We start from the raw sequence: 23,951 nt of genomic DNA on the forward strand, positions 1-23,951 counted from the left end.
AACATACCAATTTACTATTATTCATATTAGTATTCGCCCCGTTTTTATTCATACCTATCCTACGAGCGCATCATGAAACCATTGCCAGTGTTGAACTACAATCCACCTACCGATCCATGGTTGGATACTCTTTTTCTTGATAGCGACATCATCGCCGTTAATAAGCCTGCTGGCATACTCTCAAACCCAGGACGAGCACCAGAGCATCACGACAGCATATTTGCTCGCGTACTTGAAAAATACCCTGACTCACAAATTGTGCACCGTTTAGATATGGGGACATCAGGCTTAATTGTACTGGCTCTAAACAAAAAAGCTGAGTGTCATTTAAAAGCCCAGTTTCGTGAGCGAGAAACACAAAAAGTGTATTACGCCCGTGTGTGGGGACATATCGAGCAAGACACAGGAACCGTCGATCTCCCCTTGATCTGCGATTGGCCTAACCGTCCACGCCAGAAAGTGTGTTTTGACGATGGCAAACCTTCTGTAACGCATTACCAAGTCTTAAGTCGTGATGAAAAAACAACCCTGGTCCGTTTACTGCCCGTAACAGGTCGTTCTCACCAGTTGCGTGTTCACATGCAAGCATTAGGTCATCCGATTTTAGGCGATAAGTTTTACGCTAATGAGGAAGCAATGGCAGCCTCTCCTCGTTTACTGTTACACGCAGCAGAACTGACTTTTACGCATCCAGGAAGTGATCAACCGATGCATTTGTTTGCCCCTTGTGAGTTTTATCCAGAAGCGCCAACACAAACGATTTTTAGTAAATAAAACCACTGATAAGTCAGAACTATCGTACGGAAGTTAGATCACGAGAAAAAAGAATGCTAGCTTTGTTTTAACAAACAAAAACCTAAACTAGCATTCTTCTTTTCACATCAAGCGGAACAAAGGTTCCATGGAGTCTAACAGTGGAACATATTGTATTTTTAGATCGTGCTACTATCCCTGAACACATTGATATTCCTCGCCCACAATCTGCTCATCAATGGATTGAATATCAACGTACATCGCCATCTCAAGTCATTGAACGTCTACAACACGCAACTATCGTCATTTCTAACAAAGTCCAACTCACTGCTGATATTTTATCTCAGCTGCCAAACCTGAAATTTATTGCTATCGGTGCGACGGGGACCAATAACGTCGATCTCGATTATTGTCACCGCCATAACATTCCGGTTTCCAATATTCGAGGTTATGCGACTCGCTCTGTCCCTGAACACGTGCTAGCAATGATCTTTGCACTAAAACGTAATCTGATTGGCTATCAGCAAGATATCATCGCAGGCGAGTGGCAGAAACAACAACAGTTCTGCTTTTTTACTCATTCAATTAGCGATATCGCAGGCTCAACAATCGGTATTATCGGTAAAGGCAGTTTAGGGGTAGCGACAGCCAATCTTGCAACTGCGCTGGGGATGAAAGTTCTATTTGCAGAGCATAAGCACGTCACCACCTGTCGTGAAGGCTATACGCTGTTTAACGACGTATTACAGCAAGCCGATATCATCACCTTGCATTGTCCGCTAACGGATACCACTAAAGATCTTATCGCAAAAACAGAACTGGCACAGATGAAACCTAATGCTATTTTGATCAATACTGGACGTGGTGGACTGGTGAATGAGCAAGATTTAGTCGATGCATTGCTAGATAAAAAAATTGCGGGTGCTGGCTGTGATGTTTTTACTTCTGAGCCGCCAACTGATGACAATCCATTATTACAACAGGCACATTTGCCTAATCTATTACTAACCCCACATGTTGCATGGGGATCTGATTCCGCGATTACGGCATTGGTAAATCAGCTAATTGAAAATATTGAATGCTTTTGTAATGGCAAGCCACACAATCTCGTTTGAATGTCTCACCAATAAAAAAGCGAGCTCAAGGCTCGCTTCTATTACTTTTCAACACAGAATTTTGATTATTTGAATCCTTTCTCTTTTCGGATTAAATCATAAGCAGCTTGTAGCTCTTGGGTTTTTTGCTTCGCTATTTCCATCATTTCTGGTGGTAACCCTTTCGCTGCGAGTTTATCTGGATGGTGTTCATTCATCTGTTTACGATAAGCACGTTTCACATCTTGCGCTGAGGCATTTTCATCAACCCCTAAGACATTGAACGCATCAGCTAATTGATCTCGGCTAGGGGGCGCTTGGAAACCACCGCCTTGTTGTTGATATTGCTGATGGAAACCACCTTGCTGAAAACGAAATGCCGCTTCTTGCATACGTAAGCGTTGTTCAAGCTGTGCTTCAGAAAAACCAAGGTATCGTGCAATAATATGCAGTAACTGACGCTCTTTAGGATGTAATGAACCATCCGCAAATGCTGCTTGAATTTGTAGCTCTAAGAAAAATTGGAGTAAATCAGCACGTCGTGCACGGCTACGAACACGATTTAGCATCTCTTCTAATGGAAAGTTATCTTCTTTTCCTTCACGAAACGCATTTTGCGCTTGAAGTCGAGATTCACCTTGTAACCCCATTCGATCCATAATCGCACTTGCAACGCGAATTTCCTCTTTTGTTACATGTCCTTTCGCTTTTGCGACATGTCCCATTACTGCAAAACAAGCATGGAAAAACTCTGCTTGCAGCTCTGCGCTGCTGGCTCTGTTCTGACCAAAACCTGCAAAACCGCCATTCATCTGACGAGCATAAGCCTTATCAAACTGGTGACCAATAAATAAACCAATCAACAATCCAGGCAATTTTCCAATGGAGAGGCCAAGCAACGCACCAATAATTTTTCCCCATATACCTGTCTTCTGCATTCTATACTCTCTGGTAATTTGTTAAATTTTTTCAATGTTTACCCAACAGCATGCGCTGAAAAGATGCCGTCGCGTCGAATTTGCATTATGATAGCTGTCATTTATCGGGAATGCTTGTAAAAAGCGCAATTATTCGCCTTGCTCTCAAACTGATACAGGAATGTTGAATCTGATGTCACTCACCTCTCACAGCTTACTTGCCACCATGATTGGTCTTGCCCTTTATGGGCCGGCAATGGCAGAAGATGCCACATCTTTACATAAAGATATCAACGGTAAACATGCTGTAGCAGAAGATCAAACAACAAAAACAGCCGTTATTAACGATCCTTTAGCTATGGCAGATGGTGTTTTTATTTCGCCAAAAGACCGTAAAGAAAATGCTACTTCTTTACATAAAGATATCAACGATAAACATGCAATAGCAAAAGGTCAAACAACAAACACAGCCGTTAATGACGATCCTTTAGCTATGGTACGTGGTGTTTGTATAGCACCGAAAGATCGTAAAGAAGATACCAAGAATACACCGATCAAAATTGATGCCGACCTTGCTCAAGCTAAAAATGAGCATAAAGCCGTTTATTCTGGTGATGTTATTGTTCAGCAAGGAACGCGTACTATTGCTGCCGATACTGTGACACTACAACAACCACAAAATATTGTTACTGCAAAAGGCAATGTTTACTACCACGATGGTGGTATAGAAATGGATGGCAAACAACTCCAGAGTGATCTAAACACCAAAGACTCACAAATGGATGATGCCGTCTATCGTATGACCTGTCAGCCAGGGCGTGGTGACGCAGAGCAAATCGACAAAAAAAATGTTGATGGTACTCAGTTCTATAAAATGAAAGATGGTACTTTCACTACCTGTCCAGAAGGAGATAAAAGCTGGCGCTTTGCTGCTAGCTCTTTGCAGCGTGATGGTGATTCACCCTTTGCCGATTTATATAACGCGCGCTTTGAAGTACTTAATGTACCGGTATTCTATCTACCTTGGCTTCGTATCCCTGTCACAAAAGAGCGTATGACGGGCTTCTTATACCCAACGTTAACTTATGGCTCACGTAATGGTATGGAGTACGAAGCGCCATTTTATTGGAATATTGCGCCAAACTATGACTTAACATTAACGCCAAAATACATGAACCACCGTGGTCTACAAACAACGGCTAAATTCCGCTACCTGAATGAATTAGGTGACGGTCAAGTTGTTGGTGAGTACATGGGTCATGATAAGAAGGCTGATTTCGCAGATTACCAATTGGAAGACAATAAACCCAACACTGGCAAATATTGGGGCTTCCAATGGACACACAGTGGGATCATTGATAAAAACTGGTTAGTTGATATCGACTACAGTAGAGTCAGTGATTATAAATATTTTGAGCGTGGCTTAGATTCAAGTATTGGTGAACGTGAAGATAATAACCTGCTCCAAACAGCAGAAGTGTCTTACCGTAATGCAAACTGGGATACGATGTTGATGGTCCGTGATTTTCAGCTTTTAAAAGATCCTGACGAAGCTGAGTCATCAACAGATAATCGTTCACCGTATCGCTTAATGCCACAACTTTCATCAACTTACTATAAAACTGATCTCGGCTACGGTCTCGATTTTAAAATGCCAATGAGTATCAGTAAGTTTGAAAATAGTTCGATATTCAAGCCCGACGCTGATCGTATAACTTTTGAACCAACATTAACGCTTCCCTATGCGACACCTTGGTGGTCTGTAACTACTCAGGCAAAAGTGAACTACGCCCATTACAACCAAGATAAAAAAGAATTAGACAAAAACGCTGATTTTGACGCTCTTAAAGATAGTGTTAATCGTGTTGTTCCTGAGTTTCGCGTCAACAGTAGCTTGTACTTTGAGCGTGATACCTCCATTTTAGGTAGTCATTATACCCAAAGCTTAGAGCCACAAATTCAATATCTTTATGTAAAAAATGTTGACCAAGAAGGTATTTATAACCCATTTGATTATGTCGGTGGTGGCTATGATTCAACCCGTTTACAACAAGACTACTACGGTCTATTTAGCGATAAAACATACAGTGGTAACGACTATATAGCTCCTGCGAACCAGTTCACTGTCGGCGCATCTACACGCTACTTTGATGAAGATTTTAAGGAACGATTTACCCTATCCATGGGTCAAATCTTCTATATCGATAAACCTGTGAATCAAGGTACCGATAACAAAGAAGCGAAAAGTTACTCAGCAACCGCGGTTGAAACAGAATTTAACCTTGATGATAGTCTGTTCTTAAAAACAGCAATGCAATATGACTCAAGTGAGAATGACATTCAGCAAGGTAATGTGACCGTTGAATATCGTAACGGTGGAGTATTTGTTCAACCGAGTTACCGTTACGTATCAAGTGATTACTTAACAAAATACGTTAACAACACGAACCCTTCAATTAACGGTAAGAAAGACGGTATTTCACAGTTAGGTTTATCCATTGGCTTCCCTGTTAGCGATAATGTTGATGTTAAAGCTGATTACTACCAAGACATGAATGTTAACAAAATGCTTGAAAGTAAAGTTGGCTTCACCTATTCATCTGCATGTTGGATGATAGGACTTAGCTACAACCGTTACGCTAAAGATCCACTTTCAAGTGACTTTACTGAATACGATAGCAATGTCAGCTTCTCATTTAGTTTACTTGGTTTACAAGGTGCAGGACCTTCATTTGGTCAATCATCGGATGATGGCGGCAATATTTTGTCTTACGGCGATCCGTTCACTCTTAATAATTAATGTTTAGGCGGCACATGTGTCGCCTTATAACCTGATGGAATATAAATGAAAACGTGGAAATATTCTGTACTTAGTCTAATGATGATGGGTATGTCAGCAACCAGTATGGCAGCACCTCAGGAACTTGACCAAGTTGTAATGACTGTTAATGATGGTGTGATCTTACAAAGCGATGTGAGCGCCATGCTAAAAACTGTTCGTCTTAACGCTGCTGAAGAACACCAACAGTTACCGCCTAATAACATTTTACGTCAGCAAGTGATGGATCAACTGATCCTTGAAAACTTACAGCTCCAACAAGCTCAACAGCTAGGGATCCGTATTGATGACAGTCAATTAGATCAAGCAATCGCCGATGTTGCTAAACAACGTAATATGAGTGTGGACCAACTACGTCAAAGCCTTGCTAAAGCAGGGATTTCTTACTCTATGTTCCGTGAGCAAATGCGTAACGATATGCTAGCATCTGAAGCGCGTACCATTATCGTTCGTAAGCGTGTTAACGTTCTGCCACAAGAAGTTGAGTCTTTAGCCAAACAAATGGCAGAGCAAACTCAACAAAACGTGCAATACAACATTAGCCAAATTCAAATTCGTGTTGATGAAGATGCTGATAAAGTAGCACGTGATAAAGCAAAGCAAGAAGCAGAAGACATTGTTGCTCAACTTAAAAAAGGCGCAAACTTTTCACAACTGGCTTACCGCTACTCAAAAGGGCCTAAAGCTCTGAAAGGGGGCGAATGGGGCTGGATGAGTAAAGCAGAAATGCCAACCGTTTTTGCAGATCAGATTCAAAATAACGGAAAAGATGCGATCATTGGTCCATTCCGTAGTGGCGTTGGCTATCACATCTTAAAAATCAACGATGTAAAAGGTATGCCAAGCGTCTCTGTTGTTGAGGTAAAAGCGCGTCATATTTTGATCAAACCTTCAATGATTCTAAGTGATGCCGCAGCAAAAGCTGAGCTTGAGAAAATTCGCCAAAGTATTATTAGCGGTAAACAAACCTTTGCAGCAGCAGCGAAAGCCTACAGCGAAGATCCAGGTTCTGCGGCAAATGGTGGTCAACTAGGCTGGCAAGTGCCTGATATGTATGCACCTGCATTTAAAGACAAAGTAGAAACGCTGCCAGTCGATAAAATCAGTGAACCGTTTAAATCTACATTTGGTTGGCATATTGTTGAAGTTGAAGGACGCCGTAAAGTCGATCGTACGGATGCTGCAATGAAAAACCGTGCCGCACAAATCATCTTTAACCGTAAATTCAATGAAGAAGCACAGACGTGGTTACAAGAACTACGTGCAGGTGCTTACATTGAACCAATGAATACAACCAACAATGGCTAAATAAAGACATGACTGACACACAACGGATTGCTATCACCCCCGGTGAGCCTGCTGGAATAGGCCCAGATTTAGTCATCGCCTTATGCCAAGAAAATTGGCCGCACCAACTTGTTATTTGTGCTGATGCGCAGGTTATGGTAGAACGTGCGGCTAAATTAGGTTTACCACTAACCATTTTACCCTATCAACCGGATCAGTCTGCCCTGCCACATAAAGCAGGAACGATGACGGTTGCACACATCGATACTACAGTTGATGTTGTCGCTGGTACGTTAGATGAACGTAATGGTATGTATGTGCTCTCGACGCTAAAGCGTGCAGCCGAGGGCTGTATGAATGGTGAATTCGCCGCCGTTGTAACGGGCCCTGTACATAAAGGGGTCATTAACCGCGCTGGCGTATCATTTAGTGGCCACACTGAATTTTTTGCTCAACAATCTGACACTGCACAAGTTGTTATGATGCTGGCTACCGAAGGATTACGCGTCGCGTTAGTGACAACTCATATCCCTCTAAGTTGTGTATCACAAGCAATTACAGAAGACAGATTAAAGCAGGTGATTCATATTTTACACGCTGATTTAGTCAGTAAATTTGGTATTGAATCACCAAAAATTTATGTCTGTGGATTGAACCCCCATGCTGGCGAAGATGGTTGTTTAGGGATGGAAGAAATAGATATTATTACTCCTACTCTTGAACTGTTACGCGAGCAAGAAAACATGGATCTTATCGGCCCTTTACCGGCCGATACTATTTTCCAAGAAAAATATTTAGCTGATGCCGATACGGTATTAGCCATGTATCACGATCAAGGGCTACCGGTGCTGAAATATAAAGGCTTCGGTAAATCAGTTAACATTACGTTAGGATTGCCCTTCATCCGAACTTCAGTAGATCATGGTACCGCACTGGAACTCGCAGGTACCGGACAGGCAGATACAGGTAGCCTTTGGACAGCGCTATCTCACGCCCTAGAATTGGTAGATAAACAAGCATGAGCAGCGATCAAGTCCATCTAGGTCACCGCGCCCGTAAGCGCTTTGGCCAGAACTTTTTGAAAGACCCTTACATCATTGACGGCATAGTGTCATCAATCAATCCACTACCAGGTCAAAACTTGGTAGAGATCGGCCCTGGTCTAGGTGCGATCACCGAGCAAGTAGGTAAACTTGTTGATAAATTTACCGTTATCGAGCTAGACCGAGATCTTGCTGAACGCCTTGAAAATCACCCTGATCTAGCCTCTAAGCTAACGATCCACCAAGGTGATGCAATGCGTTTCGACTTCACGCAACTTATTAAAGAAAATAATAAGTTACGAATTTTCGGAAACTTGCCATACAACATTTCAACCCCTTTAATGTTCCACATTTTTGAATTCCACAAAGATGTTGAAGATATGCACTTTATGCTGCAAAAAGAAGTGGTTAACCGTCTTGCGGCAGGACCTGGAAGTAAAGCATACGGTCGTCTAACGGTTATGGCGCAGTATTACTGCCGCGTGATGCCAGTACTTGAAGTGCCGCCAGAATCTTTTGTACCAGCACCTAAGGTTGATTCAGCGGTAGTACGACTAACACCTTACGAAGTGTTACCGTTCCCATGTACCAACCTAAAATGGTTGGATCGTGTATGTCGTGAAGGTTTTAACCAGCGTCGCAAAACGATTCGTAACTGCTATAAAGCACTCTTTACTGCTGAACAACTAGAAGCTCTAGGTGTTAATCCTGGCAACCGCCCAGAAAACATTACTGTTGAACAGTTTGTGGCAATGGCGAACTGGCTTGATGCTAATTACCAAAAAGATGCGAAAGCTTAATCTCATTTAAGCGGATTACACAAAAACCCCGATAGCTTCACGGTTACCGGGGTTTTTCTTTATTTGTGGATGAATGACGCTAAAATGAAAAGAGATCATAAACAAAGGATGTTGTCTGTGAGTATCACTTCTACCCCAACCATCAAATGTCATGTCGTTACTCATTATCTCGATGATCAGTCCGAGCCTGACGATAGTCGCTATGTGTTTTCCTATACCATCACTATTCATAATCTTGGTCGAGGTCAAGCGCAATTGCTTAAGCGCCACTGGTTAATCACCGATGCCAATGGTAAAAAACTAGTGATTGATGGTGATGGTGTTGTGGGTAAACAACCCATTATTCAAGCAAGTGATGACTATACCTACACCAGTGGTACAATTATTGATACCCCGCTTGGTGTGATGCAAGGGCATTACATTATGGAAGACGGGGACGGTAATAGCTTTAAAGTTGACATTGCCCCTTTTCGTTTGGCTGTGCCTAACATTATCCACTAGCTGTTTACTTTCACTTTCCTCAATAATGAGAGCAATATGGCAACCTACCTTGTTGGTGATATTCAGGGCTGCTTACCTGATCTAAAAAAACTCCTTGCTCAAGCGCATTTTGATCCCAAGCACGATCACCTTTGGCTTGCTGGCGATCTTGTCGCACGTGGTCCTGAATCATTAGAAACATTACGATTTGTTAAAGCACTAGGCAATTGTGCACAGATGATCCTCGGTAATCATGATCTTCATCTATTGGCCGCTTCAAATGGCTTCGCACGTTTAAAACCGAGTGATAAAACTCAAGCTATTTTAGACGCCCCCGATAGCAAAGAGTTACTCCATTGGTTACGCCATCAACCATTGCTGGCAGAGCATCCTGATTTTCCATTAGTTATGGTACATGCCGGCATTAGTCCACAATGGTCATTAGCGACGGCGCGTCAACAAGCTCGTCGAGTTGAAGCGATCCTTCAGTCTGAACGTTATGTATGGCTATTAAAAAATATGTATGGTGATGGCCCTGATTTTTGGCAAGAAGAACTTAATGAATTAGACCAGCTCCGCTATACCATCAACAGTTTTACCCGTATGCGCTTTTGCGATCCTAACGGACGTTTAGATATGCAGTGTAAAGTCGATCCTGGAAACCCTGAAGCTGGTAGCTTGATCCCGTGGTTTGAAGTAAAGCGCAGTGAGCCGATTGAGAAAACCATTATCTTTGGCCATTGGGCGGCACTCATGGGACATCAAGATAAGCACTGTATTGGGCTTGATACAGGGTGCGTGTGGGGAAACAGTTTAACGATGTTACGCTGGGAAGACGGACAACGCTTTGTTACCGAATGCCCTATTTATTAAATCTTGCTGCTTTATCCTATCCAATAATGCCCACCATCATGGGCATTATTGACAATATGATTAATTGCGTTCTAGTACTGTAAAGTCCATCGCATAAGCATTTTTATCATCTGCTTCATAATGCTCAGAACTCACTTGATGCCACCCCTCTCCCCATTCAGGGAAACGTGTATCACCGTCTAAATTCGCATCAATAAAAGTTAAATAAAGGCAATTCGCTTGTGGTAAACACGCTTGGTAAATACTACCACCACCGATGATCATTACCTCTTCCACATCACCAGCAGCTTGTTTTGCAGCATCTATATCACTCACAACAGTGATCCCTTCGCCATGAAACTCAGGGTTACGGGTGATCACAATGTTATGACGACCAGGGAGCGGGCGACCAATAGACTCAAACGTTTTACGCCCCATGACCACAGGCTTTCCTAAAGTACATTGCTTAAACCATGCAAAATCAGCAGGTAAATGCCATGGCATCGTATTTTCTTTGCCTATTACTCGATCATGCGCCATTGCGGCGATCATGCTGATCTTCATCTTCAGGAAACTCCTTTTTAATATTTTTGACGCTATAGGTTACACCACAGGTCGACGGCGATAAAACAATAATCCCGGCATAGCTAACCCAATGGCTAATGCTGCAACAATAAAGATCGCTTTAAGCAAATTCTCAATCATCACTCCCCATAATTCCATTGAGAAACCACGATGATTAATTTCAACAATCGCAATCATTGCTTTATAAGTAAAAACGCCAGGTACCATAGGGATCATTGCCGCGACAGTAAAGACTTTGGGATGAGCTAAAAAGCGATGTGACCAATGTACACCAATCATACCAACAAGAGTGGCGGCAGCAAATGTAGCCCACTCAATAGGCATTCCCCAATGCATTAAAAGAAAACGGGAACCATGCCCTAATGCCCCTCCAATGGCACAATATTTCAGTGCTTTTAGTGGGACATTAAAAACTAATGCAAAGCCAACAGCAGGGATCATGGCGAAAAACATATCATTGCCTAACGCCAGCATCAGTGAGATCAGATCATTCATAGTAACCATCCCCACACATCTAGCACATTCATCGCAGCAACAATACCAATACAAGCGGAAAGTGTTAGTAAACTCGCCATTGTCCACCGTGCCAACCCCATTGAAGGATAACCTTTTACCATATCAGCAACGGCATTGATCAAAGGAAAACCCGGTACCAACATCAGTACAGAAGAAGCCATCGCTAAAAAAGGTTCATCACCAATTTGATAAACTTGTCCAAAACCTGAAATTAACGTGGTAACAAAGGCGGTAAAAGTAAAATTAATCAAGGGATTAAAATGACAATGTGCAATCTCTTGGCGAACAAACATACCAATAGATGAAGCGAGAAAAGTCAGACAAAAAACTGGCCAATCTCCCCCAGCTAAGCGGCTAAAAGAAGCACAAGATAGACCAATCATAATAATCACCAATAAGCGGTGATAACGCTGAGGTTGAATCTGTTCTAATTTGTGGTGAACATCATGGCGATCAAGCAGCCCACGCTCGGTTAAAATACAGATCCGTTGAATATCCGTCACGATCTGCATATTGATCCCACTATCTTGACAACGCCTTGTGGTCGTAATGCAGCTCCCCTGATGACGTGTACTGATCACCATCGAACTAGCAGATAGTGATACCTCAACACTTTCAACCCCAAGCGCTAAACCAAGTCGACATGTCACATCGTTAACTAAGGTACTTTCTGCGCCATGCTGCAAAAGACGTTGACCTGCAGATATAGCTAACCGTGTAATGTCTCTTTGTTCAGACTCTGAGAGCGAAGTAATAATACAGTCCTTCTTAATTGCCATTTATCATCCATTAAAATTGCACACTTATTATCTCATTAGGGTACCGAACAACCGCACAGGCCATTTTGATTAAGCACAAAAAAAGCCGCACCTCACGGCACGGCTTCTTCTACACAATCAGGCTTGATTATGGCTTGTAGATGATTTCAACATCGTAGTCATCTTCATTCCAATCATCCCAATCATCATCATCGTCTTCATCTTGAGCTTTCTTAATTTGCTCAGCGTGGTAATCATCCCACTTGAAGTCAACTTTATCTTCTTTCTCTTCTGGCTCGTATTTGATCTTAGGCATAGCATCAATCGCTTCCATCAGATCATATGTTAGCTCTTTCGTTCCAGTACGGTTTAGTGCAGAGATACTGTAGTACTTATCTTCCCAAGCAAGGGCTTCTAATACTTCAGTCATTTTCTCTTGCGCTTCTTCTTCATCAAGCAAGTCAGCTTTGTTAAATACAATCCAACGTGGCTTATTGCCTAGCTTATCACTGTATTGCTCAAGCTCATTGATGATAGTGAATGCATTTTCTACCGGATCAGAGCCATCAGCAGGCAGTAGATCAATCATGTGTAGTAATACACGACAACGCTCTAAGTGCTTAAGGAAACGAATACCTAAACCAGCACCGTCTGCCGCACCTTCAATCAGACCCGGAATATCAGCAACAACGAAATTACGCTCTGCATCAACACGTACAACACCTAAGCTTGGTACTAACGTAGTGAATGGGTAATCCGCTACTTTCGGCTTAGCTGCCGATACAGAGCGAATAAAGGTCGATTTACCTGCGTTAGGTAAACCTAACATACCTACATCAGCCAAAAGCAGCAATTCTAGACGAAGGTGACGAACTTCACCTAAGCTACCCATTGTCTTTTGACGAGGTGCGCGGTTTACAGATGATTTAAAACGGGTGTTACCTAGGCCGTGGAAACCACCTTTAGCGACCATCACTTTCATACCGTGTTCAGTCAGATCGGCAATCACTTCACCAGTATCGTCATCAACTGCACGTGTACCTACTGGTACCGTCAGTATTTTATCGGCGCCACGCTTACCCGTACAGTTACCACCACGACCATTTTCACCACGCTCTGCAGCATGGAAACGTTCAAAACGATAATCGATCAAGGTGTTAAAGTTTTCATCAGCAAATAGGTAAACGTCACCGCCGTCACCACCATCACCGCCATCAGGGCCACCTTTAGGAATGTACTTTTCAGTACGAAAACTCACTACGCCGTTACCACCGTCACCGGCATCAACTTTGATAACTGCTTCATCTATAAACTTCATTCTTTTCTCCGCACTGTGGCGTTTAACATACAGCCATGATCACAAAACTCATCATGGCGTAGTAATTATTGTCATCGACCTAGATTATTTGTGCTGGCGAATAAATTTATGGCCTATAGCACAGCATATCGCACCACTTACCACTACCATCGCACCAAGGTAACCCCAGATGTTCAACGTTACTGGCGCAACGTATTGTGGTAGAGCAAGGCTCGCAAGATCGACAAATAATATCGTAAACAAAGGAGTCAGTGTGATCACTGCACTCACTTGTGAGGCTTGCCAGCGTGACATCGCTTCAGCGAAAGCACCATAGCCAACAAGCGTATTAATACAACAGAATGCCAACATCGCAAGTTGACGATTATCCATTGCATAGATTTGTTCTGGTAGCGCTACTGGCGTAAGGATCAAAGCACAGATCACATAGATCATCAGCAAAATTTGTGCTGATGTAAATTGCTTTAATAACCACTTCTGTGCAAGGCCATATATCACCCACACAATAGCAGCCGCCACAGCTAAACTCACACCTAAAGTATAACCAGAAAAACTGGTAAATAACTCAATTAAGCGTTCATTAAAAAACAGTAGTAAGCCAGCCAGTAAACAAATCACACCAATAATCTGGTGCTTAGCAAGCTTTTCTTTAAATACCCATGCACTGGTCACCAATAAGCCCACTGGAGCTAATTGAATAATAACCTGTACCACAGGTGGATTAAGATACTTTAGCGAACTATTAAACAGGACAAAGTTACCCGCAAGCCCAATACTTGCAATCAGTAACACTAGACCACCAGCTCGGCCTAAATTTGAAATTGTTGGTAACTGCTTTTTCCAGCTTAATAATAAACCTAAACCGACAGATGCCGTAATAAAGCGATACCAAACAATAGTGAAAGGGTCCATCACTTCAACAGCTTGCTTCATCGCAATTGGTAACGCGCCCCAAAAGACTGCCGTTGTTAATGCAAGAAAAAAACCGATCATTGGGCCACGATCTCGCATAAACCCTCCAGATATAAAAAGCCCCGCCAATAGGCAGGGCTTTAATCTTCGTGTCAAAGTTGAATATTATTCAGCTTCGATAGATACGAATTTACGGTTCTTAGGACCTTTAACTTCGAACTTCACTTTACCATCAGATAGAGCGAATAGAGTGTGGTCTTTACCTAGGCCAACATTGTTGCCTGCGTGGAACTTAGTACCACGTTGACGAACGATGATGTTACCTGCTAGAACTGATTCGCCACCAAAACGCTTAACACCTAGGCGTTTGCTTTCTGAATCGCGACCGTTATTAGTAGAACCGCCAGCTTTTTTGTGTGCCATCTTTAAATTCTCCTGTTATTAAGCGCTGATGCCAGTAATTTTGACTTCAGTGAACCACTGACGGTGGCCCATTTGCTTACGAGAGTGCTTACGACGACGGAACTTAACGATTTTAACTTTATCGCCACGACCGTGAGTAACAACTTCAGCAGTTACTTTACCGCCAGCCACAAAAGGTGCGCCTACAGATACTTCTTCGCCATTAGCTACTAAAAGTACTGAGTCAAATTCAATGCTAGCGCCAGTTTCAGCGTCTAGTTTTTCTAAGCGTAAGGTTTGGCCTTCGCTTACACGGTGTTGTTTACCACCACTTTGGAAAACAGCGTACATGTCTTACTCCGCTTGTCCGCATAGGCCATTTGCCGCATAAAAAAGGCAATGGGTATGCGCTTAATCTTGTCATCAATAGGGCGCGAATGTTACGCGAAAAGAGTTATTCTGGCAAGCCATTATGGAAAGAAAATTGATGAAAAGCTGCCCAACAAAAAAAGTCTTTGAAATAGCGCACGTTGGGGTTATGACGATAGTACTATTTTAGTGTAAGATTCGATAAACCATTCGAATCACTTTTCCGCCCTACGTGGCCAACAATCTTGCTGGATGTATTAATGGATTTCAAAGCTATCCAAGCGCTCACCGCCAACGATATGGCCGAGGTCGACGCGAAGATACAAGCACAACTTAACTCAGAGGTTGTGCTTATCAATCAACTAGGTTTCTACATTGTCAGTAGCGGTGGCAAACGTCTACGCCCAATGCTAGCTGTTTTAGCAGCACGAGCTTTGGGCTATGACGGCGATAAACACACGACAGCAGCTGCCTTTATTGAATTTATTCATACAGCAACATTATTGCACGATGATGTTGTCGATGAATCGAACATGCGTCGCGGTAAAGAAACAGCTAACGCAGCGTTTGGTAATGCTGCCAGTGTTTTAGTCGGTGACTACATTTACACACGTTCATTTCAAATGATGACAAGCCTGCGATCGTTAAAGATCCTCGACATTATGAGTGAAGCCACCAATGTGATCGCTGAGGGTGAAGTTCTACAATTAATGAATTGTAATGATCCTAACACCACCGAAGATAGCTACATGCAAGTTATCTACTCAAAAACAGCACGTTTATTTGAAGCATCGACACAAATCGCAGCAATTATTGCAGATGCTCCAGCTGAAATCGAACTCGCCTTCCAAGAGTACGGTCGTTACTTAGGTACAGCATTCCAGCTTATCGATGATGTACTTGACTATATTGCTGATGGTAAAGAAATGGGCAAAAACGTGGGTGACGATTTAGCAGAAGGTAAACCGACGCTACCATTACTTCACGCGATGCGCCACGGTAATGCTGAACAAGCAGCAATGATCCGAGAAGCGATTGAGAAAGCCAACGGCATGGAAAAACTGGATGCTATTCTAGCTTGCATGCATGAACATGGCTCACTGGAATACACCCAACAACGTGCTGAAGAAGAGGCAGAAAAAGCCATTGCGGCTTTAGCACCGATTGCTGATTCTGAGTACAAAGAAGCCTTAGTTGCACTAGCACACATGGCTGTACAACGTAATAAATAAGCCTTTGATATACCTCCATAGAACCTGCTACATTGGCAGGTTTTTTTCTATATAAAAATCAGACGATCGTAGATGATCTATAATTGGTATTAGTTTATTTCTTTTGCTGGTAAGTAGGAGTGAATAATGGAGATAACCCAATTAAAGGTTGGTATGTGGGTCGAGTCATTACATGGCGTGGGGAAAGTGATCGACATTGATCTGCAAAATAATGCCGTGATCATTGAGCATAAGAACGATCATCAACTTCGTTCAATTGAATGCAACGAGATCATTGATCAACCACAATTACACACAGGTTGTGATCGTTATTATTAGAAAAGACTTCTCACAGTTAATAAAAAGCGGCTTAATCGCCGCTTTTTATTATTCTACTATTTAAACGGGTTACTTTGCAGCGAACTCTTCGCCTAAAGTAATATCACCTTTAAGCGTATCTAGCATGCTTTCCATCGCGGATTGCTCAAAGTCACTTAATGAACCGTAATCCATTACTTCTTCAATACCACCTTTACCTAATAATACAGGTTGTGCGAAGAAACGTGCATGCTGACCATCACCTTCAACGTATGCACATTCAACAACACCTTGCTCACCTTGTAATGCACGTACTAGTGCTAAACCAAAACGACATGCCGCTTGACCCATAGACAAGGTTGCTGAGCCGCCACCCGCTTTTGCTTCAACAACTTCAGTACCTGCATTTTGAATACGTGGTGTTAATGCTTTTACTTCTTCATCAGTAAACTCAATATCTTTAACTTGTGATAGCAACGGTAAAATAGTCACACCTGAGTGACCACCTATTACTGGAACACTAATATCACAAGGCGATTTATCTTTTAATTCAGCAACAAACGTTTCAGAGCGGATCACATCAAGTGTTGTAATACCGAACAGCTTACGCTTGTTGTATACACCTGCTTTTTTAAGTACATCAGCAGCAATAGGCACTGTTGTATTTACAGGGTTAGTAATAATACCAATACAAGCATCAGGACATACCACAGCAATTTTTTCTGCTAGTGATTTAACAATACCGGCATTTACATTGAAAAGATCAGCACGATCCATACCCGGTTTACGCGCTACACCCGCAGAAATAAGGACAACGTCAGCGCCTTCTAATGCAGGAGTAGGATCTTCACCTGCATAACCTTTAATAGATACAGGGGTCGGGATATGGCTAAGATCGGCTGCAACACCAGGTGTTACTGGTGCAATGTCATATAGAGCAAGATCTGAACCTGCTGGAAGATGGTTTTTTAATAGCAGAGCAAGAGCTTGACCTATACCACCAGCAGCGCCAATTACAGCAACTTTCATGTTCGTTCTCCTTTACGATAGAAGTATCTTTTTTTATTAATACAGCTTACTTAAGCCAATTTTCATTGCATAAGATAAGCATAATAAAGGGACGTTATAGCAAGCTGATAACAAATACAATCTTCGGCCGCACGCTTTGCGAAGTTGCGCAGAAACCCTTTTTTGTCATCCGCTCTTGTCACAACAAAAACAACTTTTATGCAAAAAAGTGATAATTTAAACAGTTAAAAGATGATGTTCTCTATTAAAAACAACGACAAAGATTATTACTGCCCTTATAGTGATTATTAACACCTGATAATACAAAAATCAGATTTCATGCAGTTTGTTTGCTACTTAGTGATATGTTATGCAAAAATACCCCACCTCATCTCTGTAGATAATATTTATTTATGCGAAATTCAGATAAACAAGAGCGCTTAGTTAAAGCGTTTAAACTAATTCTAAAAGAAGAAAAATTCAGTTCTCAAGGTGAGATTGTTGATACGTTGAAAGCGCAAGGTTTCGATAATATCAACCAGTCTAAAGTTTCTCGTATGCTTACAAAATTCGGTGCAGTACGTACACGCAATGCAAAAATGGAAATGGTGTATTGTTTACCTGTTGAACTCGGCGTACCTACAACAAGCAGTCCATTAAAAGATCTTGTCATGGATGTAGGCTACAACAGCGCACTTGTTGTTATTCACACAGGTCCTGGTGCTGCACAAGTGATTGCTCGCTTATTAGATTCTTTAGGCAAAGCCGAAGGCATCCTTGGCGTAGTTGCGGGTGATGATACGATCTTTATTACACCAACTAGCAGCATAACAGCAGAAGAGCTTTACGATTCTGTTTGTGAGCTATTTGATTACAGCAAGTAATCCCTTGGGTCTATTTATTTTCATCATTGAGTGACATATCAAATAGACCCGGCTCCTCCCCTACTTTATTCCCTATCTCTGACTCTTGTTATTGATCTCAAGTTTGCCTATTTTCATCTTTCTTATTGCTCAATTTGAGTGGTGAAGCACAGACAAAAGCCCATCAGACTATCGTCATTTGTTATGATAAACAGTAAAAATATTCTTTAATACGCTCTCATTCGTATCCATTAACCATCATGATTAGAAAGGATTCATTCATGACATTAAATAAAATAATGATACTTGGGCTATGCAGTTTAAGTTGTTATTTCATCGCATCAACAGCATATGCCCAACGTTTTATCACGATAGGAACAGGGCCTATCAATGGTGTTTATTACCCTGCAGGCGGTGCGATTTGTAAATTAGTGAATCAAGGACGACAGCAACATAATTTACGTTGTTTGGTTGAATCAACCACTGGCTCTATCTACAACATTACTAAACTCAAAGACAAAGAATTTGAATTTAGTATTGTTCAATCTGATTGGCAATTTCATGGCTTTAACGGTACAAACCAGTTTAAAGATCAAGGTCCCTACAGCAAGATGAGAGCTATCTTTTCACTACATGATGAACCTTTTAATATTATTGTTCGTGAAGATTCAGGAATAAATAATATTGATGATCTTAAAGGTAAGCGGATCAATATTGGTGAATTAGGATCAGGCGATCGAGCGACAATGGAAATTGTTATGGATAGCCTTAGTTGGACGCATTCTGATTTTGACCTTATTTCGATCCCTGCTGCGGAGCGCTCAGAGGCATTATGTAATAACGAAATTGATGCTTATATCTATCTTGTAGGTCACCCAAACGGGGCAATAAAAGAAGCCGCAGTCTATTGTAATGCTAAATTAATTCCGACCACAGGGGCTAATATCGAAAAGATCATTGCAGATCATCCTTTTTACACCAAATCAATGACTCCTCACGGTTTTTATAAGGGAATTAAAGAGAATACTGAAAGCTTTGGCGTGTCAGCGACTTTAATTTCAAGTACAGATGTTTCTGAAGAAATCGTTTATGCATTAACAAAATCAATTTTTAGTAATTTTGATACCTTCAAAAGACTCCACCCAGCCTTTGCCAATTTAACTAAAGCAGGCATGCTCCAAAACGGATTATCGGTTCCTTTCCATCCAGGCGCTATTCGTTATTATCAAGAGGCAGGATTTCTGCCCCCTAACGAGCAATATTAAAAAAGCCCGTAACATTAATTACGGGCTTAAATATTTAACATTATGCGCGTTGGTCATATCCCCATCGCGGAACTAAGCCTTGCTTAACACCTAAATGATCCAAGATCCTTGCGACCATAAAATCAATTAAATCATCAATCGATTGTGGTTGATGATAAAAACCCGGAGCGGCAGGCATGATAGTTACCCCAAGCTGAGAAAGCTTAAGCATATTTTCTAAATGAATAGTCGAAAATGGTGTTTCACGCACCACCAGCACCAATTGACCACGCTCTTTAATCACCACATCAGCAGCACGCTCAATCAAATTTTCTGACATGCCATAAGCAATAGAAGCCAAGGATCCAGCCGAGCATGGGCAAACAACCATTTGTTTCGGTGCTGCAGAGCCAGACGCGACAGGAGAGAACCAATCATCTTTGCCACAAACAGTTAATTTATCAGCATTACCATTTAGATGAGCAGCTAATTGTTCTCGTGCTTTATCAGGCGATGCTGATAGTTTCAAACCATGCTCTGTTGCTAAAACCACACGTGCCGCGGATGAAATCAATAAATACACCTGATAATCAGCCGCTAATAAACATTCTAATAAACGTAGTCCGTAAGGAGCACCCGATGCGCCTGTCCATGCTAGCGTTATACGTTTATCTGTCATTACGTTTTCCTATTATTTAGCTAGTTCTGCCAATAACTTATCATGAATACCACCAAAACCACCGTTACTCATCACTAAAATGGTATCACCCGGTTGTGCTTTGTTTGTAATGTTATTGACCAAATCATCTAAATCCGCGCTGCAATAAGCAGGCTGTGAACATTGCTCAGCAATCTCTTCTACTGACCATGGAATATTTGGCGGTTGGAAGAAAAAAACTTCATCTGCGGCATGTAAAGAAGGAGCAAGATCATCTTTATGTACTCCTAACTTCATGGTGTTAGATCGAGGTTCTAATACGGCTAAAATACGCGATTGGTTCACCTTTGCACGTAACCCACCTAACGTTAGCTCGATAGCGGTTGGGTGATGAGCAAAATCATCATAAACAGTTACACCGTTAACTTCGCCTTTAAGCTCAAGACGACGCTTAGTGTTAATAAATTTAGCTAAAGCTTCACATGCAAGATCTGGCGTAACCCCAACATGACGTGCCGCAGCGATTGCCATTAAGGCATTATTAACATTGTGATCACCAACTAAAGGCCAATGCACCGTACCTACCATATCGCTATCTAAATACACATCAAACACACTGCCATCAGCATGGTGTTTTTCAGCACGCCAATGACCGTCACCACCGATATATTCCAATTCACTCCAGCAACCCATCTCTAGCGTTTCATCAATATTTTTCACCCCTTTTGGCGCTAAAATACGACCATTACCAGGCACTGTACGTACAAGATGATGGAACTGACGTTGGATAGCTTTAAGATCATCGAAAATATCAGCATGATCAAATTCCAAATTATTCATGATCAAGGTTCTAGGGTGGTAATGTACGAACTTCGAACGCTTATCAAAAAAAGCACTGTCATATTCATCCGCTTCAACCACGAAGAACATGCTTTCCCCTAAACGCGCTGAAATACCGAAGTTCCCCAGCACCCCACCGACTAAAAACCCCGGTTGATAACCACAATCTTCCAAAATCCACGCCAACATGCTTGCTGTTGTTGTTTTACCGTGTGTCCCCGATACCGCCATTACCCAACGATCATGTAATAAATACTCTTGCAACCATTGTGGGCCTGAGGTGTAACGTAGATTGCTGTTAAGGACATACTCAACACAAGGGTTACCACGGCTCATTGCATTACCAATCACCACGAGATCAGGAGCAGGTTCGAGTTGTTTCGGATCATATCCTTGGATAATTTCAATACCTTGATCTTCTAACATGGTACTCATCGGTGGATACACATTGGCGTCAGAGCCAGTAACTTTATGGCCTAACTGCCTTGCAAGCATTGCAGCACCGCCCATGAATGTACCGCAAATACCTAAAATATGAATATGCATTGCTGCTGGCTCCGTCATTAATTCGGTTAGTTTCACGCTTTCGCGTTACTTCGTTACCATAAAAAAGATCTTTATATACAATTTCTTATATAACAAAAATACGATTTAGCACTTCATCTCACCCGCAGGTGAGTTTATCAAGTGCTATATTCTACTCTCTTCACCCGATTATATGACAACATGATGAAAGGATTGTTTATGACTGATATTAGAACGCTTGGTGAATTCATTGTCGAGAAACAGAGTGACTTTCCTCATGCAAGTGGCGAGCTTTCATCCCTATTAGGGTCAATTAAACTCGCAGCTAAAATCGTCAACCGAGAAATTAACAAAGCAGGATTGGTCGATATTACAGGTACGGTCGGCGAGAACAACATCCAAGGCGAAGAGCAACAGAAGCTCGATGTCTATGCTAACGATAAATTTAAAGCCGCTCTTGAAGCTAGAGATCAAGTCTGCGGTATTGCGAGTGAAGAAGAAGATGAAGCTGTTGCATTTCATAAACCATTAAATTTAAATGCAAAATACGTTGTTTTAATGGACCCTCTCGATGGTTCATCTAATATTGATGTTAATGTCTCTGTGGGAACGATATTTTCCATTTATCGTCGAGTTTCCCCTGTAGGCTCTCCTCCAACAAAAGAAGATTTTCTGCAAACAGGCAACCAACAAGTTGCTGCTGGGTATGTCATTTATGGCTCATCCACTATGCTAGTTTATACCACAGGCAATGGTGTTCATGGCTTTACCTATGATCCCTCATTAGGTAGTTTTTGTCTCTCTCATGAAAATATGACCATTCCAAAAGATGGTGTCATTTACTCAATTAACGAAGGTAATTACATTCGTTTTCCTACCGGTGTAAAGCAGTACATAAAATATTGCCAAGAAGCCGTACCTGAAGAAAAACGACCTTATACATCACGCTATATAGGTTCTTTAGTCGCTGATTTTCATCGTAATTTATTAAAAGGTGGGATTTATCTCTACCCAAGTACCGCCAGTTACCCTAACGGAAAACTACGCCTTCTTTATGAATGTAACCCAATGGCATTTATTATCGAGCAGGCTGGCGGTAAAGCAACGAATGGTTTTCAGCGGATCTTAGATATTCCACCAACAGAATTACACCAACGTGTACCTTTCTTTGTTGGCTCCACCAACATGGTTGAGAAAGTCGAAGGCTTCCTTCGTGAATATCCTGATAAGTAAATAGAAGCGATACGTGTCGTGCATCTGATTGTGCGACACCGCAACGATGATGATTTGCTTTTGTTTTTGTTTACCTTCATTATAATTTTAATAAACAACAACATTTCATTAACCTTAGAAGGAATTAGTCATGAGCCTTAATCAGGTCCCTGCAGGCAAGGATATCCCAGAAGATATTTACGTAATTATTGAAATCCCAGCAAATGCAGATCCGATTAAATATGAAGTAGACAAAGACAGTGGTGCGATTTTTGTTGACCGTTTTATGTCTAGCCCAATGTTTTATCCGTGTAACTATGGTTATGTTAACCACACATTATCACTTGATGGTGATCCGGTTGATGTACTCGTACCAACGCCGCATCCACTCGTCCCGGGCGCAGTGATCCGCTGTCGTCCTGTTGGCGTATTGAAGATGACAGATGAATCAGGTGAAGATGCAAAAATCGTTGCCGTGCCTCACAGTAAACTAAGTAAAGAATACGATCATATCCAAGATGTGGGTGATTTACCTGAATTACTTAAAGCACAGATCACCCACTTCTTCGAGCGCTACAAAGAGCTTGAGCCAAACAAGTGGGTAAAAGTAGAAGGCTGGGATAATGCAGAAGCAGCAAAAGCTGAAATTCTAACTTCCTTTGAGCGTGCTCAAAAGAAGTAATTAGCTAATAACACTTATTAATAGCGGTAAAATATGATGAAAAATAAACGTGGTTTACTCGCGGTATTTTTAACTTTATTTACCGCTATTTCATTTGCTAAAAATGTCAGTCCAGATGAATTTTGGCGACTAGAGCAAGCACATAACCCTATCATTGTTGATGTAAGAACAGCCGAAGAATTTGCCGCAGGACACATTCCTAATGCTGTTAATATTCCTTTTGAACAGATCGCGACAATTTCAAAATATTCGATAGACAAATCCAAACCGATATTACTCTACTGCCGCTCAGGTCGACGTGCTGAAATAGCAGTCGCTGAATTATATTCTCTTGGCTATAAAAACACATTTAACGGTATGAGTTACCAACAACTCCTACAGACTAAACCAAAGGACTAGCTCGTGTTACAAACAAAAAAAAGCCCAATGCTAGCATTGGGCTTTTTATTAGATGACATCACTAAT

26 protein-coding genes are annotated in these 23,951 nt (G+C 41.7%); 15 read left to right on the top strand and 11 right to left on the bottom strand.

The features are described 5' to 3' along the window. Positions 1 to 81: 81 nt before the first annotated feature. A complete protein-coding gene (gene rluA / locus CTN01_RS16955) occupies positions 82 to 774 on the top strand; it encodes a bifunctional tRNA pseudouridine(32) synthase/23S rRNA pseudouridine(746) synthase RluA (RefSeq protein ID WP_045148758.1) in 693 nt (230 codons plus the stop codon). Between the two features lie 140 nt (positions 775 to 914). Then, complete coding sequence (locus CTN01_RS16960; protein WP_045148718.1) at positions 915 to 1,868, top strand: D-2-hydroxyacid dehydrogenase; 954 nt, start codon at positions 915 to 917, stop codon at positions 1,866 to 1,868. 65 nt (positions 1,869 to 1,933) lie between these two features. Here CTN01_RS16960 and djlA read toward each other — a convergent pair whose 3' ends face one another. Beyond that, positions 1,934 to 2,785: a co-chaperone DjlA gene (djlA, locus tag CTN01_RS16965; protein WP_045083534.1), complete on the bottom strand. Its 852-nt coding sequence runs from the start codon at positions 2,783 to 2,785 to the stop codon at positions 1,934 to 1,936. Positions 2,786 to 2,957: 172 nt separating this feature from the next. Here djlA and lptD point away from each other — a divergent pair, with 172 nt between their 5' ends. From lptD to CTN01_RS16995, 6 genes are all read left to right on the top strand, one after another. Further along, positions 2,958 to 5,564, top strand: coding sequence for an LPS assembly protein LptD (gene lptD, locus CTN01_RS16970; protein WP_045148720.1), 2,607 nt, complete (start codon positions 2,958 to 2,960; stop codon positions 5,562 to 5,564). 45 nt (positions 5,565 to 5,609) lie between these two features. Beyond that, positions 5,610 to 6,911, top strand: coding sequence for a peptidylprolyl isomerase SurA (gene surA / locus CTN01_RS16975; protein ID WP_045148721.1), 1,302 nt, complete (start codon positions 5,610 to 5,612; stop codon positions 6,909 to 6,911). Between the two features lie 8 nt (positions 6,912 to 6,919). Next, positions 6,920 to 7,912: a 4-hydroxythreonine-4-phosphate dehydrogenase PdxA gene (gene pdxA, locus CTN01_RS16980; RefSeq protein ID WP_045148722.1), complete on the top strand. Its 993-nt coding sequence runs from the start codon at positions 6,920 to 6,922 to the stop codon at positions 7,910 to 7,912. After that, the gene (gene rsmA, locus CTN01_RS16985) at positions 7,909 to 8,733 is read left to right on the top strand and encodes a 16S rRNA (adenine(1518)-N(6)/adenine(1519)-N(6))-dimethyltransferase RsmA (protein ID WP_045083538.1); all 825 of its coding nucleotides are present in this window, start codon (positions 7,909 to 7,911) and stop codon (positions 8,731 to 8,733) included. The genes pdxA and rsmA overlap by 4 nt, the downstream gene beginning before the upstream one ends. 108 nt (positions 8,734 to 8,841) lie before the next feature. After that, positions 8,842 to 9,234 carry a Co2+/Mg2+ efflux protein ApaG gene (gene apaG / locus CTN01_RS16990; protein WP_173425652.1) on the top strand — a complete coding sequence of 131 codons (393 nt, stop codon included), beginning with the start codon at positions 8,842 to 8,844 and terminating at the stop codon, positions 9,232 to 9,234. A 36-nt stretch (positions 9,235 to 9,270) separates the two neighbouring features. Further along, positions 9,271 to 10,086 (top strand): symmetrical bis(5'-nucleosyl)-tetraphosphatase, encoded by an 816-nt coding sequence (locus CTN01_RS16995; RefSeq protein ID WP_045148725.1) that lies wholly within the window; start codon positions 9,271 to 9,273, stop codon positions 10,084 to 10,086. A gap of 60 nt (positions 10,087 to 10,146) precedes the next feature. Here the strand turns inward: CTN01_RS16995 and folA are convergent, their stop codons facing one another. The 7 genes from folA to rplU form a co-directional block, all read right to left on the bottom strand. After that, positions 10,147 to 10,629 (bottom strand): type 3 dihydrofolate reductase, encoded by a 483-nt coding sequence (gene folA / locus CTN01_RS17000; RefSeq protein ID WP_045148727.1) that lies wholly within the window; start codon positions 10,627 to 10,629, stop codon positions 10,147 to 10,149. 39 nt (positions 10,630 to 10,668) lie between these two features. Continuing rightward, positions 10,669 to 11,145 (bottom strand): threonine/serine exporter family protein, encoded by a 477-nt coding sequence (locus CTN01_RS17005; protein ID WP_005369897.1) that lies wholly within the window; start codon positions 11,143 to 11,145, stop codon positions 10,669 to 10,671. Continuing rightward, complete coding sequence (locus tag CTN01_RS17010) at positions 11,142 to 11,945, bottom strand: threonine/serine exporter family protein (RefSeq protein WP_045148729.1); 804 nt, start codon at positions 11,943 to 11,945, stop codon at positions 11,142 to 11,144. The genes CTN01_RS17005 and CTN01_RS17010 overlap by 4 nt, the downstream gene beginning before the upstream one ends. Before the next feature lie 127 nt (positions 11,946 to 12,072). After that, complete coding sequence (gene cgtA / locus CTN01_RS17015; RefSeq protein ID WP_005369899.1) at positions 12,073 to 13,242, bottom strand: Obg family GTPase CgtA; 1,170 nt, start codon at positions 13,240 to 13,242, stop codon at positions 12,073 to 12,075. Between the two features lie 84 nt (positions 13,243 to 13,326). Continuing rightward, positions 13,327 to 14,253 (bottom strand): DMT family transporter, encoded by a 927-nt coding sequence (locus tag CTN01_RS17020; RefSeq protein WP_045148731.1) that lies wholly within the window; start codon positions 14,251 to 14,253, stop codon positions 13,327 to 13,329. Positions 14,254 to 14,319: 66 nt separating this feature from the next. Beyond that, positions 14,320 to 14,577 carry a 50S ribosomal protein L27 gene (rpmA, locus tag CTN01_RS17025; protein ID WP_005369901.1) on the bottom strand — a complete coding sequence of 86 codons (258 nt, stop codon included), beginning with the start codon at positions 14,575 to 14,577 and terminating at the stop codon, positions 14,320 to 14,322. A gap of 18 nt (positions 14,578 to 14,595) precedes the next feature. Next, on the bottom strand, positions 14,596 to 14,907 hold the full coding sequence (rplU, locus tag CTN01_RS17030) for a 50S ribosomal protein L21 (RefSeq protein WP_005369904.1): 312 nt from the start codon (positions 14,905 to 14,907) through the stop codon (positions 14,596 to 14,598). Between the two features lie 278 nt (positions 14,908 to 15,185). Here rplU and ispB point away from each other — a divergent pair, with 278 nt between their 5' ends. Both ispB and CTN01_RS17040 read left to right on the top strand, forming a co-directional pair. Next, on the top strand, positions 15,186 to 16,157 hold the full coding sequence (gene ispB / locus CTN01_RS17035; protein WP_045148733.1) for an octaprenyl diphosphate synthase: 972 nt from the start codon (positions 15,186 to 15,188) through the stop codon (positions 16,155 to 16,157). A 126-nt stretch (positions 16,158 to 16,283) separates the two neighbouring features. Beyond that, positions 16,284 to 16,475, top strand: coding sequence for a hypothetical protein (locus CTN01_RS17040; RefSeq protein WP_045148735.1), 192 nt, complete (start codon positions 16,284 to 16,286; stop codon positions 16,473 to 16,475). A 69-nt stretch (positions 16,476 to 16,544) separates the two neighbouring features. On the opposite strand, the gene mdh is transcribed toward CTN01_RS17040, so the two are convergent. Further along, positions 16,545 to 17,483, bottom strand: coding sequence for a malate dehydrogenase (gene mdh, locus CTN01_RS17045; protein WP_045148737.1), 939 nt, complete (start codon positions 17,481 to 17,483; stop codon positions 16,545 to 16,547). Between the two features lie 392 nt (positions 17,484 to 17,875). Between mdh and argR the strand changes: the two genes are divergently transcribed. Both argR and CTN01_RS17055 read left to right on the top strand, forming a co-directional pair. Then, a complete protein-coding gene (argR, locus tag CTN01_RS17050) occupies positions 17,876 to 18,346 on the top strand; it encodes a transcriptional regulator ArgR (protein WP_045148739.1) in 471 nt (156 codons plus the stop codon). 260 nt (positions 18,347 to 18,606) lie between these two features. Continuing rightward, the gene (locus tag CTN01_RS17055; protein WP_045148741.1) at positions 18,607 to 19,590 is read left to right on the top strand and encodes a TAXI family TRAP transporter solute-binding subunit; all 984 of its coding nucleotides are present in this window, start codon (positions 18,607 to 18,609) and stop codon (positions 19,588 to 19,590) included. 40 nt (positions 19,591 to 19,630) lie between these two features. On the opposite strand, the gene CTN01_RS17060 is transcribed toward CTN01_RS17055, so the two are convergent. Continuing rightward, positions 19,631 to 20,248: a flavin prenyltransferase UbiX gene (locus CTN01_RS17060; RefSeq protein ID WP_045148743.1), complete on the bottom strand. Its 618-nt coding sequence runs from the start codon at positions 20,246 to 20,248 to the stop codon at positions 19,631 to 19,633. 12 nt (positions 20,249 to 20,260) lie between these two features. Further along, complete coding sequence (mpl, locus tag CTN01_RS17065) at positions 20,261 to 21,613, bottom strand: UDP-N-acetylmuramate:L-alanyl-gamma-D-glutamyl-meso-diaminopimelate ligase (protein WP_045148760.1); 1,353 nt, start codon at positions 21,611 to 21,613, stop codon at positions 20,261 to 20,263. A gap of 198 nt (positions 21,614 to 21,811) precedes the next feature. Here mpl and fbp point away from each other — a divergent pair, with 198 nt between their 5' ends. The 3 genes from fbp (at position 21,812) to CTN01_RS17080 (ending at position 23,885) form a co-directional block, all read left to right on the top strand. Further along, positions 21,812 to 22,825, top strand: coding sequence for a class 1 fructose-bisphosphatase (fbp, locus tag CTN01_RS17070; protein WP_045148744.1), 1,014 nt, complete (start codon positions 21,812 to 21,814; stop codon positions 22,823 to 22,825). Between the two features lie 130 nt (positions 22,826 to 22,955). After that, the gene (ppa, locus tag CTN01_RS17075; protein ID WP_045148746.1) at positions 22,956 to 23,486 is read left to right on the top strand and encodes an inorganic diphosphatase; all 531 of its coding nucleotides are present in this window, start codon (positions 22,956 to 22,958) and stop codon (positions 23,484 to 23,486) included. Positions 23,487 to 23,519: 33 nt separating this feature from the next. Continuing rightward, the gene (locus CTN01_RS17080) at positions 23,520 to 23,885 is read left to right on the top strand and encodes a rhodanese-like domain-containing protein (protein ID WP_244156026.1); all 366 of its coding nucleotides are present in this window, start codon (positions 23,520 to 23,522) and stop codon (positions 23,883 to 23,885) included. The last annotated feature ends 66 nt before the right edge of the window (positions 23,886 to 23,951 follow it).

The organism is Photobacterium angustum, assembly GCF_003026365.1.
Classification (GTDB): domain Bacteria; phylum Pseudomonadota; class Gammaproteobacteria; order Enterobacterales; family Vibrionaceae; genus Photobacterium; species Photobacterium angustum.

Coding starts and splice junctions, on each gene's coding strand:
- lptD (WP_045148720.1), top strand. CDS start 2,958: ATGTCACTCACCTCTCACAGCTTACTTGCCACCATGATTGGTCTTGCC.
- CTN01_RS17055 (WP_045148741.1), top strand. CDS start 18,607: ATGACATTAAATAAAATAATGATACTTGGGCTATGCAGTTTAAGTTGT.
- CTN01_RS17040 (WP_045148735.1), top strand. CDS start 16,284: ATGGAGATAACCCAATTAAAGGTTGGTATGTGGGTCGAGTCATTACAT.
- pdxA (WP_045148722.1), top strand. CDS start 6,920: ATGACTGACACACAACGGATTGCTATCACCCCCGGTGAGCCTGCTGGA.
- fbp (WP_045148744.1), top strand. CDS start 21,812: ATGACTGATATTAGAACGCTTGGTGAATTCATTGTCGAGAAACAGAGT.
- CTN01_RS17060 (WP_045148743.1), bottom strand. CDS start 20,248: ATGACAGATAAACGTATAACGCTAGCATGGACAGGCGCATCGGGTGCT.
- rplU (WP_005369904.1), bottom strand. CDS start 14,907: ATGTACGCTGTTTTCCAAAGTGGTGGTAAACAACACCGTGTAAGCGAA.
- mdh (WP_045148737.1), bottom strand. CDS start 17,483: ATGAAAGTTGCTGTAATTGGCGCTGCTGGTGGTATAGGTCAAGCTCTT.
- CTN01_RS17020 (WP_045148731.1), bottom strand. CDS start 14,253: ATGCGAGATCGTGGCCCAATGATCGGTTTTTTTCTTGCATTAACAACG.
- djlA (WP_045083534.1), bottom strand. CDS start 2,785: ATGCAGAAGACAGGTATATGGGGAAAAATTATTGGTGCGTTGCTTGGC.
- rsmA (WP_045083538.1), top strand. CDS start 7,909: ATGAGCAGCGATCAAGTCCATCTAGGTCACCGCGCCCGTAAGCGCTTT.
- apaG (WP_173425652.1), top strand. CDS start 8,842: ATGTTGTCTGTGAGTATCACTTCTACCCCAACCATCAAATGTCATGTC.
- CTN01_RS17010 (WP_045148729.1), bottom strand. CDS start 11,945: ATGGCAATTAAGAAGGACTGTATTATTACTTCGCTCTCAGAGTCTGAA.
- CTN01_RS17080 (WP_244156026.1), top strand. CDS start 23,520: ATGATGAAAAATAAACGTGGTTTACTCGCGGTATTTTTAACTTTATTT.
- ppa (WP_045148746.1), top strand. CDS start 22,956: ATGAGCCTTAATCAGGTCCCTGCAGGCAAGGATATCCCAGAAGATATT.
- CTN01_RS16995 (WP_045148725.1), top strand. CDS start 9,271: ATGGCAACCTACCTTGTTGGTGATATTCAGGGCTGCTTACCTGATCTA.
- cgtA (WP_005369899.1), bottom strand. CDS start 13,242: ATGAAGTTTATAGATGAAGCAGTTATCAAAGTTGATGCCGGTGACGGT.
- surA (WP_045148721.1), top strand. CDS start 5,610: ATGAAAACGTGGAAATATTCTGTACTTAGTCTAATGATGATGGGTATG.
- rpmA (WP_005369901.1), bottom strand. CDS start 14,577: ATGGCACACAAAAAAGCTGGCGGTTCTACTAATAACGGTCGCGATTCA.
- mpl (WP_045148760.1), bottom strand. CDS start 21,613: ATGCATATTCATATTTTAGGTATTTGCGGTACATTCATGGGCGGTGCT.
- ispB (WP_045148733.1), top strand. CDS start 15,186: ATGGATTTCAAAGCTATCCAAGCGCTCACCGCCAACGATATGGCCGAG.
- argR (WP_045148739.1), top strand. CDS start 17,876: ATGCGAAATTCAGATAAACAAGAGCGCTTAGTTAAAGCGTTTAAACTA.
- folA (WP_045148727.1), bottom strand. CDS start 10,629: ATGAAGATCAGCATGATCGCCGCAATGGCGCATGATCGAGTAATAGGC.
- CTN01_RS17005 (WP_005369897.1), bottom strand. CDS start 11,145: ATGAATGATCTGATCTCACTGATGCTGGCGTTAGGCAATGATATGTTT.